Here is a 13,838-nt window from a genome sequence, read left to right on the forward strand (position 1 = left end):
AGGGGTAAGGAAGGTCATGCGAGTTCAGGCTGCCGTACGGCGCGGCGCGCCGTATCGAACAGGTCCGGGCGGTCGATATTGACGTAGTCTACCCCGGCCAATGCGATCTCATTATGAAGGTTGGCATCATCGCCGCCATAATAAACCATGATTTCCAGACCCGCCTTGCGGCATGCCGCGACAAGGCCGGGCTTGCGCATCTGCGCAGGTGTGATCTCGATGATCGAGGCATGGTGAACAGCCGCAGCCAGCGAAGGCGACTTGGCGATATCGAGCGTCATCATCTTGCGGAATTCCGGCGCGGCGGCGGCCAGGCCCCGGCGCATTTCTTCGGAGAAAGAGAAAAAGAAGGTGTCGCGCACCATGCCGAGGCTCCGTACCAGTGCCGCCACCTTGACGGGATCGCAATATTTCAGCTCGACATAGACGCCGCAGCGGCCGCGCAAATGGCTGAGATAGGCATCGAGCCGCGGTACAGCCGCACCCTTGAAGTTTTCGCCGAACCAGCTGCCGGCGTCCAATGCATCGATCTCGCTCGACAGCATGTGGCCGATGGGACCCGTGCCATTGGTGGTACGATCCAGCGTTTCGTCGTGAAAGACATAAAGCACGCCGTCCGCGCTCTCGCGCACGTCGAGCTCGATGTAATCCGCTCCCTGCTGTAAGGCGAGGTCGGCGGCGGCAAAGGTGTTTTCGGGCGCAAAATGGTTGGCGCCGCGATGGGAGACGATTTTAGGCATGGAAATTCCTGTCAGTTTACGGCTTCCGGTTCACGCGCCGGAATAGTCGAATGGTGGGAAAGATCGGCATGCAGCCCGGCGATGCGGTTACCGGCGGCATCGAACACGAGCGTCAGCGCCGATTTGCAGCTGATCCCGACACGATCTCCCGGCGCGTGGCGTATCGTCTCGCCATATTCGAGCGCGTGGATCATGCCTGCGGGCGTATCGATCGTGTAGAATACCTCGCGCCCCATGGGCTCGACGGTGGTAACCTGCCCCTCAAGCCGCGCCTCGGACGATGTGACGAGGGCGATATCTTCCGGGCGCAGGCCAAAGGTGACTTCGCCGTCACAGCGGGCATTGAGGTCGAGCAGGGCATCGCCAATCTGCAACTGCCCGCCCTGCGCCCATCCTTTCAAGAGATTCATTGGCGGCGTGCCGATGAAACCGGCCACGAACAGATTGTCGGGCCTGCGATAAAGATCATCGGGCGTGCCGATCTGGGCAATGGCGCCGTTGTTCATGCAAATGATCCTGTCCGCCATGGTGATCGCCTCGATCTGGTCATGGGTGACGATCAGCGTGGTGATCTTCAGGCGCTTCTGCAGGCTTTTCAGCTCGGCGCGCATGGTGATGCGCAGGGTCGCATCGAGATTGGAAAGCGGCTCGTCCAGTAGCAGGATGTTCGGTTCCTTGACCAGCGCGCGGGCAAGCGCCACACGCTGCTGCTGGCCGCCGGAAAGCTGCGAGGGCCGTCGGTCGAGCAACGCGCTGATCTGCACGAGGCTTGCCGCCTCCTCCACCCGTCGCGCTGCCTCCTCACGCGGAACATTCTTGAAACGCAACGGAAAGGCGATGTTCTGCCGCACTGTCAGGTTGGGATAAAGTGCATAAGACTGGAAGACGATGCCGACATTGCGGTCGCGCGCATCGATGCGATTGACGTTGTGGCCGTCGAAAGAAATCTGACCCGCGGTCGGCGCGTAGAGCCCGGCGAGCAGGAAAAGCGTGGTCGACTTTCCGCATCCGGACGGCCCGAGAACGGCGACGAATTCGCCGTCTTCGATGGAGAGGGTCATCGGTTGCAGAACGCGGGTGTCGCCCCAGCTTTTGGTGACATTGTCGAGGGTGATCCTGGCCATGGCGATTATCCTTTGATCCCGCCGAAACTCATCTGGGTGATGTATTTCTGCGTGAAGATGTAAATGATCAGCACAGGCAACAGATAGATGATGCCTACGGCAGCGATCATGCCGTAGTTCACGCCGGCGCTGTCCTGTGCCACGAAGAAGAGATAGAGGCTCATCGTCATCTGGCTTTTTTCGATGAGCAGGGTCTGGACGAAGACATATTCTTCCCAGCCACGCAGAAAGGTGAAGGTGGCAACCGCGATCAGCCCGCTTCTTACCTGCGGCAGAACCACCATGCGAAAGGCTTGGAAGCGGGTCGCGCCATCGGTGACGGCGCTCATTTCGATGTCCCAGGGAACGTTATCGAAAAAGCCCTTGAGAACAAAAATTGCAAACGGCAGCTCAAGCGCACTCATGACCAGCACGACGCCGAAGAGATTGTTGAGCAGGCCCATGTAATGCAGTTGCACGAAGATCGCGACGGTGAGCGCGAGCGCCGGAAAGGCATGCAGCAGCAAAAGCCCGCGCAGCACGTTTTCACGCCCGGCGAAGGTGAAGCGCGACAGCGCATAGGCGGCCGGCGTGGCGACCAGCGCGACGATCAGCGTCTGGGAAGCGGCAAACAGCAGTGAACTGCGCATGGCGGTCCAGACGGACGGCATCAGCGCCATGCGCGTGGTGCCGGTTTTCTCGATATCGCGGCTCCAGAGGAAACTGTAGTTGTCGATAGTCAGATGCGGCAGCACCAGCGCGAAGACGAGCGCCGCGACCACGGCACCAAATGCCAGCCATAGCAGCGCGGGATTGCGCAGGCGCGCGGAAAGAAGCGCAACTGCTATCGCCCCGCCATAGGCAAAAGCGGCGATTGCGCCGCTGCGCCACAGCACAAGTCGGCTGAGATTGTCGTCGGAAGTCGTAAGCGACTTCACCAGCAGCCACAGGTAGGGCAGGAGAACCGGCACCGAAACCACCGTCAGGAACACAAGAATGACGGGAACGAAACCGGCGCGATGGGCAAGGCTGCGCCTTTCAAGACGCGTCCAGTCCGGCTTCAGATCAAGGGCACACCTGCTGTGGGCATGCGAGTGGGTGTGGGCGAGCGTCATCACAGCACCTCGATTTTGGCGGGAGCAAAAGTCGAGCGCATATTGCTGATGCGCCATTGAATGAGGGTGATGGCAACGCCTATCGCCATCAGGCCAAGCGCAAGTGCAGCACCATAGGCATAGGCGCCGTTTTCGAAGGCGCGCCGGTAGATATAAAGCGGATAGGTCGTGGAATCGTAGACAGGCCCACCGCCGGTGATGAGCAGGATATATTCATAGGTCGTCATCAGTGAGAGCGCCTGATAGAGCGTGATGAAACGGATCGGTGCCGAGAGCGCGGGTGCGACGACATGGCGAAGCACACCCCATTCGCTGGCGCCATCGACGCGCGCGGCATTGGCCAGATGCGACGGTATGGAGCGGATGGCCGATGTGAGGATGACCATGGCGAAAGACGCGCCGACGACACCGTTCGCCACCACCACCAGAAACAGCGGAAAGTCGTTGCGCAGGTTGAGAGCGGGTGCGCCGAGCGCGCCAAGAAACTGGTTGAGCAGGCCGGAAGACGTCGGATCGGCGATCCATATCCACAGCACGCCGTAAAGCACGGCGGGGCTCATGCGCGGCAGCAGCCAGAGGCCGCGAAAAAAGTTGCCTAGCCGGTCCGGTATCGCCGTGGTCGTTACGGCCAGAAGCGCGCCAAGCCCGATATTGAAGATGAACAGCGTTGCGCCGACATAGATCAGCGTCGTCAGCAACACCATCGGCAGGCGCACGTCGCGCTGAAACATGCGCTGGAAATTCTCGACCGTGAATTTGCCCACCCTCAGGTTTGCGCCCATATCGGTAAAGGCGATCACCAGATTGACGACGATCGGGGCAAGAAAGAACAGGCCAAGCAAGGCGAGAGCCGGAGCCAGATAAAAGATCGGCCGGGCCGGGCGACGCGCCCGAAGCTGAAATTGAGACATTACGATATACCGGTGGGAACGCGGAAAAGCCGCCCGGCAGAACCGGGCGGCATGGTTTCGGGCAAACTCAGTTGCTTGCGGCGTCGCGGATTTCGATCTCTGCGCCAAATTGCAGCTCAAGCTCGTCGGCGATGAAATCGACCGCCTGCGCGGCCGTCATCTTGCCGGTCTCAACCGCTTGCAGACCGCTGAACAGCACCTTGTTGTAGCTGCCGAACTTGGTGTGGTTGGGCACAAACTGCGCGTATTTCATCATCGGCGAAGCAGCGGAGAGTACCCAGTTATCGCGGTATTTCGGCATGGCCGTCTGGGCGTTGCTGATGGCCGTATGATAGGATGTCACCGCGTGTTCGTTGTTGAAATAGGGCAATGTCGCAAGCGCCACGAGATCGGCGGCGATATCGGCATTGGCACTCTTCGGATTGAGGGTGTAGAGCAGCGGGTGCGACAGGTTGGCCGGCTTGCCGCCTTTTTCGGCTGCCGGAGCGGAAATCCAGCCGATCTTGTTGAAGTATCCCTTGCCGTCTGTCGGCCAGGTCGCGCCGTTCTTGTCACCCACCTGCCAGGCAACCGCCCAGACACCCTGATGGAAGATGAAGGCCTTTTCCTGCTTGAAGGCCGTCTGGATCGCCTCCCAGCTCATGGCGGTATTGTCGACGGGCGTCACGCCTTCCTTGGCATTGCGCTCATACCAGCCGAGCGCCTTGGCCATTTCGGCCTTGGGGAACATCAGCTTGCCGGTCTTTTCGTCCATGAACTTCACGCCATAGGACTGGAACACCATCAGATAGTCGATACCGACATTCGGGCGGTGCAGCATGCCGTATTGTGCGGCCTTGCCGTCTACCACTTCCTTCGACAGGGTCGTCAGATCGTCGAGCGTGAATTCGCCGGCGTCGACCTTGGCCGGAAGGCCTTCGATGAAGGCTTCGTCCTTGCCGATCTTGCGCAGCATGTCCTTGTTGTAGAAGAACATGCGGATTTCCGCGTCCTGCGGAATGCCGTAAATCTTTCCGTCCGTCGCCTTGGCCGAATTCCACAGAACCGGCAGGATATCGCCATAGACCCAGGGAGCAGTGGCGATCTTGTCTTCCATCGGCATGGCATAGCCGTCCTGCGCGAACTGGCCGATCCATTCATGCGGCAGGATGTAGATATCCGGCCCCTGCCCCACCGAAAACGCCTTCAGCGTATCGAGCGCGAAGGAGTCCCAGCCCTGCACGGCGCTGTTGTTGATGTCGATGACGACGCGTTTGTCGACGCCTGCTGCCTTGAACTGCGCGTTCATGATGCCGGCGGCAGCTTCGATGTTGGTGACGCGACCGGGCGCATTCTTGTCGGCTAGCGTCCAGAGCTTGATGTTGATGTCTTCGGCAAAGGCGACAGCCGGCAAAAGCGCGCCGAGGGCAACCGTGGCCATCAGGGTGAGAGACTTGAACATGTGATCCATTCCCGTTGAAACTGATTATTTAATTAAGTTGCTTAATTAACAGCTTCATGACATTTCCCCAGGTAAAGCGCGGGAGAGTGAAACTTTGACTGAGAGACGGCAGGGCGGGTTGGCAGGCATTGGCGCAACACAGGGTGCGCTTCTGGGATATATCAGGCGCAAGGGTTCGGCCTCGCGGGTCGAGCTTGCCGACTATTGCAGCATAACGCCAGCTGCCGTGAGCATGATGACGCGCAATCTGCTTGAACGCGGTATCATCGAGGAAGGTGCACGCCGGCAGGAAGGCCGTGGCGCACCCCATATCGACCTCACGCTCAAAAAAACTGTCGGTTACGCCCTTGGTGCGCACGCCAACCGTTATTCGGTGATGTTGACGCTGTTGAATTTTGGCGGAGAGATCGTTGGAGAATTGCAGATGCGCGGCTCCTATGACGCGTTTTCCGATGTCCAACGGGCGCTTCAGGACGGATCCGAAGAACTACTGACGAAAAATGCGATCAACAGGAGCCAACTGATCGGCGCGGCCATTGCAATGCCGACCCGCTTTCGCAAGGAAGCCATGTCGCTCGATCTTGCCGAAGAGGTTATTTCCTGGGCCGGGTCTGACCTTTCCGCCATGCTGCGCGAGGCGCTGCGTTGTCCGGTGATCATAGAAAATGATGCCAATGCCGCAGCCATGGGTGAACTGACGCTTGGCAATGCGGACGGACACGAAAATTTCGCTTATCTCTATCTGTCCGAGGGGATCGGCGGCGGCATCATTATCAAAAATGAGCTTTATCGCGGTTATCTCGGCAATGCCGGCGAGATCGGCGCCTTGCGCGGCCGCAGCACTTCGCGGCCCTCCTTCGAAGACCTGGCGGCATGGTGCGTGGAGCATGTGGGAGAAAAACCCTCGGGGCGCGCACCCGAGGTCTGGACGGATTACCTCTTGCGCAACTCCGCCGTGTTTGAGGCGTGGCTGGAACGGGCGGGACCGGAGGTTGCGCGCCTCGCCTTCGCTGTCAGCGCCGTTCTGGCGCCCACGGCAATCTTTGTCGGCGGCACCTTACCAAGGATCGTACGACAGCGGCTGGCGGAATGGCTGGATTACGAACGCTCGGACCCGTTCGACGGCGCAAAGGTGATACAGCCGAAAATCCAGCTGCCGGATGTGGTTGCGACAGACCCCGTGGCCTTCGGTGCGGCGGCGATGATCCTGCACGGCGTCGGAGAAGTGCGTTAAAGGCCGGAGCGCATGTCCCGGGGGAGGCCTCAGCCGAGATTGGTCACCATGAAATAGATCAGCCAGCAATGCCCGATCACCAGCACGGCCCAGGCCCATTTTGCAAGCCTGATATCGACATCGATGACGGTATTGCTGATTTCCGCCACGCGAAAAGCCTCTTCCTCAACCCGGTTCTCCGGCGGGCGAGATCTCAGCACCTTCCTGGAAACCGGCTCGCCCACGACATAAAGCCTGTCGTTCGCAACTGATGGACGCGGGTCGTCGTTGGCGCTCCCGTCAAGGGAAAGCACGTCGTCACCCGAGGCGCAACTCACCGCTAATAGCTGTGATGACACCCGCCTGTTACGCATGTTACCTCCATTGGGCATCACAAATCTTCCACACAATAAAAATAAAAAAATTCACCTGCTGCTCCCGACAAAGCCTTGGCTTTACCGGGCATATTTGCGATGCGCGCAATACGCGCCGCGCCAGTTGAACCCCTTCTCGCCCCACGCTCTTGCGCTCCCCCGGAAACGCATCGGCATCAGCCCCGCCATTAACGTGCCGGGCTTCCCGGCAAATCGTGCCTTCCCGCGTAAGGCCTTACCTCTCGCTGGATCAGGAAGACGGATTTCTCGACCGGCAGCGGTTCGGCTGTCCGGTAGCGATGAGACCGCTTGGAATATTCAAACCGGATCCGCCTGTCTTCGAACTTCCCCGCCAGAACGCGATAGCCGTTGACGACCTCGTTCAGTATTTCCAGCTCTTCTCCCCACAGCCAGCCACCGTAAGAAGTGCCTTCGTTGGAGCGCAGCACGATCTCGAAAAAATGCCCGCCGGCTGCAAATGGCATGCGGAAAATAATATCGAGATTGTCCTCATCTTCGTCGTCGCATGCCGACAGTCTGGCATGGGCAACCTTCGCATGGGCCAGCGCCGAGACCGGATAGAACGGGCGCCCTTTGAACCACATGAACTCACACACCGCATAACCGACGTCGTCGGCACGCTGGTAAGGTTCAGTACGCGGCTCGAACGCCATGTAGCTTCCGTTAAACGCTATCAATTTCGAAAATTCCCGATGCCTGCCTGATGCATGATTGCTGTTTTCCGCCCGTCGCCCGCGCCTCTATTCACGACAATAGGCAAGCGGCGTCACACCAGCGTCAAATGGAACGCCAATGATGACTTTCAATTTCCCGGACACATTGTTAGATGGTGATTCATGAGGGAACGAAATTGGCTGGGAGCGCTGAACTGATACCGATCCGGCTTTTTGGCACCCCGCGCTGCGATGCGGTGCGGCAAGCGTTTTTCCCGTCCAAGGGCTTTGCCCTCACTGCCGCCCTGATCCTTGCTCCCAATCAGTCCCTTTCCCGCCAGCAGGCCGCATCGCTGTTATGGGAAAACGTCGAGCAAAAAAGGGCACTGGGCAATTTGCGGCAGCTGATCCTGCGCCTCCAGAAGCTGTCGAGCGATGACGATGCCATCCTTCTGACAGAAGGGAACGACCTGAAGGCCGGAAAGCTGGCGCAGCGGACCGACCTTGCGATCTTTCTTGCCGGCGCGAGAGCAGAAGACCCGATGCAGAGGCTGCAAGCCCTGCTCGAATTCGGCGGCGATCTGCTGGAGGGGCTGGAGGCTGGGCAGGACCACCTTTATCTCTGGCTGCTGTCTGAGCGACGCCGTCTCAAGGACCTGTTCTTTTCAAGCTATACACCGCTTCTGGAGGAGTTGACGCGGTTCGGCCGCGCCAGTTCGAACAACATCGCATCGCTTGCCGAATGCGCGCTGAAGATCGAGCCGGAGCGCGAGGAAACCTACCGCGCCGCCATGGCGGCCTATGCGCGGGTGGGAAACACCAGCGCCTGCGAGGGAATTTTCCAGCTTCTGATGGAACAGCTCCGCCAGGAGGACCGACCTCCGGAGGCCGAGACAGTGGCGCTTCGACGGCGGATACAAAGTCTGGCCTCGACGATAGTATCCCCCGCCGAACCGGATGAGGGTAGCCGCCGAAAACCGATGGCAAAACCACGCGTCGCCTTCAGCCGTCCGGTGCGGGTGGACGGGCTTGCGGTATCGCCGGTGATGAGTGCCTTTGTCGAGGATGTCGCCAATAGTCTCGTTCGATACCGGACCTTCACCGTTCTTTCGACGCACAGCACCTTTGTAGCGACACACGACCGGACCGACGACAGTTATGCAATGTTGCGGGCGGATTACCGCATCGTCTCCACGGTTTTCGACGATGCCCGCATGTCGGTAGCGCTGATCGAGGAAGCGACCGGAGAAATCGTCTGGTCGCTGGAGGTTGTGCTGACCGCGCGGCATATTCACGCCGCTTTTCGACTGCTGTCCAAACAGGTGGCCGCGGGGCTTGCCCGCGAGATCGAGCGGCTTCAGGTGGAACCAGACCGCAACCACAGCGGCGAGGCCTACCGGCAATTGCTGGAGGGCCAGCAGCTTCTGCGCGGCAAGTGCGACCTGCCGCTTCTTCGAAGAGCACGCTCGATGTTCCGCAAGGCGGTCGATCTGGATAACAGCATGGCGGTTGCCCGCGCCCGCGTGGCGCAGAGCCTGCAGCTGGAATGGCTGATGCTGGGCGGCAACGACCCCCACCTGCTGCACCGCGCCAAGGCGGAGGCAGACGCCTCCGTCGAAATCGATCCCGCTCTTGGCGTCGGCCACTGGATGTGCGCCGTCGTGGCGCTCTACCAGCGGGATTTCGACATATCCGCCGAAAGGTTCTTCGAAGCGGAGGCGCTTGTGCCCAACTCCGCCGACCTTTTGCTCCAGCATGCCGATGCGCTCGCCCATTTCGGCGATGCCGAAACCGCATGGGAAAAGTTTCAGCAAGCCATCGACCTCAATCCGCTCGCACCCGACATCTACTGGTGGGCGGGCGCCAGCATCGCGTTCAAGCGTGAGGATTACGGCGCGGCAGTAGAACTGTGCGCGCGCATGGAAAATGACGAGCCGGCATTGCGCGTCTTGACCGCGAGCCACGCGCTCCACGGTGATTTGGACGCTGCCCGGGAAACCGGCAGCAGGCTTCAGGAAAACTATCCGGGTATGACGGCGAGGGAAATCAGCAGCCTGTCCCCAGACCGAGACCCGGTAGCGAATGAAAAATTCTATAACGCACTTCGATTAGCTGGGATCAAATAGGAGTTATTATGTCCTCGCACTTCTTTATTGTCGGAAAAAAGGGTTTCGGCGTTCTCTTCATTCGCACGGCGCCGCTCAGGGTTGCGTCCGTCTCGCATGAGACGATTGCCGCCTATGAAGCCAGCCATCCCGGTGTGGACGGTTACGCGCGCGTTGCTGCGGCAGCAAAATCCATGCTCGTTCGTCAGGACGGCCAGCCCGAAAACGAGCTGGATCAGGTCCAGATCCAGGGCATCGAAGCCCTCGTCGCCGGCGGCGCTGTCGTTTCCGAGGCCGATTTCGCCTTTGTCGGCGAAGTGATCGACGCCGGCTGGGATTTCAACCGCATGGTGCAGGCGCCGATCGAATCGGCCCTGAAGGCTGTTGGTCCGGCGGGTTCCGTCACCGGCGAACTGTTCGACGCCATCCTTGCCGACGACACCAACGCGGCGCCTTGATTGCGCCCCCGCAGCCTTGACCGCTGACGGCGCACATATTCCAGCGACAGCGGCTTTAGGGCATCCGGACGCTTCGTTCTTCGATCCCGAACTGCTTCGGCGGTTCGGGATTACCCGCGTCGGAGACGTGACCGGTCTCGATATTATCGGCATACCCGTCTGGTTCGCGACGCGGCCCAATTCACGCGGACTGTCGGTCTCCCAGGGCAAGGGGCTTGTCGCGGAGCAGGCACGGCTTTCCGCGATCATGGAAGCGATCGAAGGTGCCGTCGCCGAAGACACCCGCAAACATATCACCACTTTCGGCTCCATTCGTGAGATGCGGGACAAGGGCGCCCCTCTCGTTCCTTTCGAAACGATCGGCCGGGTCGACCCGGACACTCTTGATCTGCGAAACGAACGCGCCTGGGTGAAGGGAACATCCATACGCCAGCAGCTGGAGGTTTTTGCCCCCTATGAGCTGGTGGGCATGGATTTTCGCGCGGATTTCCCCTGGGACCGGCAGGCCTTTCTCATGAGTTCGCAAGGTCTTGCGGCGGGTTTCGACCATGACCACGCGGTTCTGCACGCCTTGCTCGAACTCATCGAAAACGACGCCTGCTTTCTCGTCGATACCTTCGAAACCCGCAATATCGCGCCGGAACCGGTCGTGTTGCCGATGGGTGTCGACACATCCTTCGATGCTCTTGTTCAACACCTTTCACATATCGGACTGCCGCCCCGCTTCTTTGATCTCACCAATACGCTCGGCGTGCCTGTAGTCATGGCGAGCCTGCCACGGTCAATCCACGCGCAGGACGGACTTGCCACCCGCAGCGCTGCCGGCGCAGCGTGCCGGTTTGGCACCTATGACGCGGCAATTGCCGCGCTGCTGGAGGCGATCCAGTCGCGACTGACTGACATCAGCGGCGCGAGGGACGATCTCTCTCCTTTGCGCTACCAGCGGGATATGTTTGCGGCGGGACCGGCGGCATCCGAGGTGTGGCCAATGGACCGGATCCCGGCCAGTCTCGATTTTGCGAATAGCGATCCGGCTCTACCGCCGTGGCGTCAGCTTGCAGAGCATCTTTTCGCCGCCGGGATCGACGACATCTATGTCTTTGCGCTGGAAACGGGCGTATCCGGTCTGCATGTCGTCCGGGTTCTGGCAAGCGGCCTCACCCCTGCCGGTGGTGGCCTTCAACGTATATCCCAGCGCACGCTCGACCGGTTCCTGAACCTCGGAGGCCTTTGATGAAGCCGGTGGTTTTTGCAGGCCCGTCCATCCACGGCATCGCACCCGCGCAGATTTCCGGCCTCGATCTTCGTGGCCCGGCTGCCTGCGGCGACATTTTCGACGCGGTAAAGCAGGGTGCCCGGACAATCGGGCTGATCGACGGCCTCTACGGTGACTGCGCCGCCGTGTGGCACAAGGAAATCCTGTTCGCGCTGTCAGGCGGCGTCACTGTTCTCGGTGCCGCCAGCATGGGCGCGCTAAGAGCGGCGGAATGCGCGGCCTTCGGCATGATCGGCATCGGCGAAATCTTTGAAGCCTATCGGGACGGGCTGCGTTTTTCCGACGCCGATGTGGCAGTCAGCCACGCGCCCGGCGAACTCGACTACCGCCCGCTTACAATCGCGCTTGTCGATGCCGAAGCGACGCTCGAAGCGTGTCGCGCCGCTATCGCCCCAGAGGAACACGACGCCTTGCTGAACGCCGCCCGCAAGCTGCATTTTAACCGCAGGACATGGCGTGCAATGGCAACTGAGGCAAACCTCAACCTCGAGACCGCAAATTTTCTGGCCGGAAACGCGGTTTCCGCCAAACGCAACGATGCGGCCCGGCTTTTAGGCCTGCTTGGCAGCGGAGAATTGCCATCCCCGCCGCCGCAATCGTGGAAATTACAGAACACGGTATTTTTCCAGCAATTGGCCACGCGGCAGACGGCGGGAGAAAAAGCGTCTTGACCGCTGCCCCGCACCCGTCTCTGCTGCCCGACTGCGGAGGACTGATCCGGACAATCGCGCTTGCCTTGCCCGCCGCGTTTTTTGCGGGTGACAGGGCTGAAGGGGGCGTCTCTCCGCTCATCCCGATCGGAAACCTGCTTTCGGCTCTGCCTTCCGACGTCACGGCCCTTGTTCTTATCGATGGCCCCTGTCTCGCCTCCGCTGAAAGCTGGCTCAGCAGGCTGGCAGCCACCTGCACCGCAGAACTGTTACCGCTCGATGCAACCAGCAGCGTTTCGCACCCGTGGATACAGGACGTGTTCCACGTTCGGACTGCTGATGGGATCGCAACCGAACTGCTTTGTGCATCGGAAAGCGCCGTCACTGGCGAGCTCGCCAATCGTCTCGGGCTTGCCGCCAACGCTTCGCATGTCACTTTGCCGGGCGGTAACCAGCTGGTCGGGCCGGACTTTCGATTGGTGGGCCATTCCAGCCTGCAGGACGACAGGGGTATGGCAAACAATGCGGCAACCGAACGGCCGCAACAATGGCAGCGGGTTCAGGCACTCGACTACAGAACCCTGGGCAGTTTCGGATATCGGCCGGAAGACCTCGGCAATGCCTCGGCCTCAATCGCTCTTACCTCGGCAAACACGTCGCCTCCGGCGATCACCTTCGGAAAAATCCACCAATGCGGTTTCCACGTCGACCAGTTCGTTTCGGTCACAGGTCTAAGACGCGATGGCCACCCGCTATTGCTGGTTGCCGATCCGGTGGCCCATGAATGCAACGCCCGTAATGCGATGGATTTGAAACGTAAACTGGATGCCTCCGTTCTATTGCTGGCACAGCAGGGCTTCGCAATCCTGCGAAATCCCATTCCGGTTTTACCCACCATCGACACCAACAAATGCCTGCCTCGGCTTTATAACAACGTGCTTGTTGAAAATATCGTGCGCTCCGACCAAGAGAAGCCATTCGTCTGGGTTCCCCATTTCGGTGATGCGGAAACGCTCGACGGTTTCGACCGAGAGAACAGGAAAATTTGGGAAAGACTGGGCTTTCACGCCATCGGCGTGGCCGGCTGGAGCCATTTTGCCAGCAGAAACGGGGCATTGCGATGTGCAACAAAGGTGATAAACCGTCAACCAGCACAGCATACCGACGGAAAACAGCCTTACTTTATCAGTAACACCTCACAATACCCGTGGAAATTGTGTTGAATGTCTACCTTCAACAATATTAATTGATAAATATCCAATTTAAGAACCTCACAACTGGAGGAGTTCATGATGCAGGCCAAACTACCCAGCCCGATCGATGTGCATGTGGGTACACAAATCCGAATGCGCCGCAAGTCGCTCGGCATGAGTCAAAGCGCGCTGGCGGGCCGGTTGGGCATTACCTTCCAGCAGGTCCAGAAATACGAAAAGGGTGCCAATCGCGTCGGCGCGTCCCGTTTGCAAGCCATTGCATCGGTTCTCGGCGTCGATGTCAGCTCTTTGTTCGCCAATGCGACGCCGGATGTCGGAAACGCCAATCCCGCCCTTGGCACGATCAATGCCATGCAGTCTTTCGTTGCGTCGAATGAAGGATTTTCGCTCAATCAGGCCTTTGCCCGAATCAAGAGCGCAACCGTGCGCAAGAGCATCGTTGCCCTCGTGACATCGCTTGCGGCTACCGAAGCGGCGGAAAATAACGGCGCGCCGGAAAACAAGAGCGACGATTGACGCAGGTGTGACGCTCGCGTGACGCTCGATGTGGTCGAAAATGAACAA

Annotated in this window: 14 protein-coding genes; 7 read left to right on the forward strand and 7 right to left on the reverse strand. The window is 59.7% G+C overall.

What is annotated here, in order from left to right; all coding sequences use genetic code 11:
• Positions 1-14 precede the first annotated feature (14 nt).
• From ugpQ to J5276_RS18335, 5 genes are all read right to left on the reverse strand, one after another.
• Positions 15-740, reverse strand: a complete 726-nt coding sequence (ugpQ, locus tag J5276_RS18315; RefSeq protein WP_019564838.1) for a glycerophosphodiester phosphodiesterase — start codon at positions 738-740, stop codon at positions 15-17.
• 11 nt (positions 741-751) lie between these two features.
• On the reverse strand, positions 752-1,864 hold the full coding sequence (locus J5276_RS18320; protein WP_019564839.1) for an ABC transporter ATP-binding protein: 1,113 nt from the start codon (positions 1,862-1,864) through the stop codon (positions 752-754).
• A 5-nt stretch (positions 1,865-1,869) separates the two neighbouring features.
• A complete protein-coding gene (locus tag J5276_RS18325; RefSeq protein WP_065704392.1) occupies positions 1,870-2,958 on the reverse strand; it encodes a carbohydrate ABC transporter permease in 1,089 nt (362 codons plus the stop codon).
• Entirely contained in the window at positions 2,958-3,869 is a 912-nt protein-coding gene (locus J5276_RS18330) for a carbohydrate ABC transporter permease (protein ID WP_019564841.1), read from the reverse strand. Before J5276_RS18330 ends, J5276_RS18325 begins: the two co-directional genes overlap by 1 nt.
• A gap of 67 nt (positions 3,870-3,936) precedes the next feature.
• Positions 3,937-5,310 (reverse strand): ABC transporter substrate-binding protein, encoded by a 1,374-nt coding sequence (locus J5276_RS18335; protein ID WP_065704394.1) that lies wholly within the window; start codon positions 5,308-5,310, stop codon positions 3,937-3,939.
• 94 nt (positions 5,311-5,404) lie between these two features.
• Between J5276_RS18335 and J5276_RS18340 the strand changes: the two genes are divergently transcribed.
• On the forward strand, positions 5,405-6,544 hold the full coding sequence (locus J5276_RS18340; protein WP_065662492.1) for an ROK family transcriptional regulator: 1,140 nt from the start codon (positions 5,405-5,407) through the stop codon (positions 6,542-6,544).
• Between the two features lie 29 nt (positions 6,545-6,573).
• Here the strand turns inward: J5276_RS18340 and J5276_RS18345 are convergent, their stop codons facing one another.
• A complete protein-coding gene (locus J5276_RS18345) occupies positions 6,574-6,897 on the reverse strand; it encodes a hypothetical protein (RefSeq protein WP_162632817.1) in 324 nt (107 codons plus the stop codon).
• Between the two features lie 188 nt (positions 6,898-7,085).
• Positions 7,086-7,571 carry a hypothetical protein gene (locus J5276_RS18350; RefSeq protein WP_065704399.1) on the reverse strand — a complete coding sequence of 162 codons (486 nt, stop codon included), beginning with the start codon at positions 7,569-7,571 and terminating at the stop codon, positions 7,086-7,088.
• Positions 7,572-7,744: 173 nt separating this feature from the next.
• Between J5276_RS18350 and J5276_RS18355 the strand changes: the two genes are divergently transcribed.
• From J5276_RS18355 to J5276_RS18380, 6 genes are all read left to right on the forward strand, one after another.
• On the forward strand, positions 7,745-9,697 hold the full coding sequence (locus J5276_RS18355) for a BTAD domain-containing putative transcriptional regulator (protein WP_209159631.1): 1,953 nt from the start codon (positions 7,745-7,747) through the stop codon (positions 9,695-9,697).
• A gap of 8 nt (positions 9,698-9,705) precedes the next feature.
• Positions 9,706-10,134, forward strand: a complete 429-nt coding sequence (locus tag J5276_RS18360; protein WP_003511290.1) for a hypothetical protein — start codon at positions 9,706-9,708, stop codon at positions 10,132-10,134.
• A 37-nt stretch (positions 10,135-10,171) separates the two neighbouring features.
• A complete protein-coding gene (locus tag J5276_RS18365) occupies positions 10,172-11,368 on the forward strand; it encodes a YcaO-like family protein (RefSeq protein ID WP_035202507.1) in 1,197 nt (398 codons plus the stop codon).
• Entirely contained in the window at positions 11,368-12,081 is a 714-nt protein-coding gene (locus tag J5276_RS18370) for a TfuA-like protein (RefSeq protein WP_019564847.1), read from the forward strand. The genes J5276_RS18365 and J5276_RS18370 overlap by 1 nt, the downstream gene beginning before the upstream one ends.
• On the forward strand, positions 12,078-13,283 hold the full coding sequence (locus J5276_RS18375) for a hypothetical protein (RefSeq protein ID WP_065704403.1): 1,206 nt from the start codon (positions 12,078-12,080) through the stop codon (positions 13,281-13,283). Before J5276_RS18370 ends, J5276_RS18375 begins: the two co-directional genes overlap by 4 nt.
• A gap of 69 nt (positions 13,284-13,352) precedes the next feature.
• Positions 13,353-13,790 carry a helix-turn-helix domain-containing protein gene (locus J5276_RS18380; RefSeq protein ID WP_025595440.1) on the forward strand — a complete coding sequence of 146 codons (438 nt, stop codon included), beginning with the start codon at positions 13,353-13,355 and terminating at the stop codon, positions 13,788-13,790.
• Positions 13,791-13,838 lie beyond the last annotated feature (48 nt).

This window comes from Agrobacterium sp. S7/73, from assembly GCF_019355535.1.
GTDB classification, from domain to species: Bacteria; Pseudomonadota; Alphaproteobacteria; order Rhizobiales; family Rhizobiaceae; genus Agrobacterium; species Agrobacterium tumefaciens.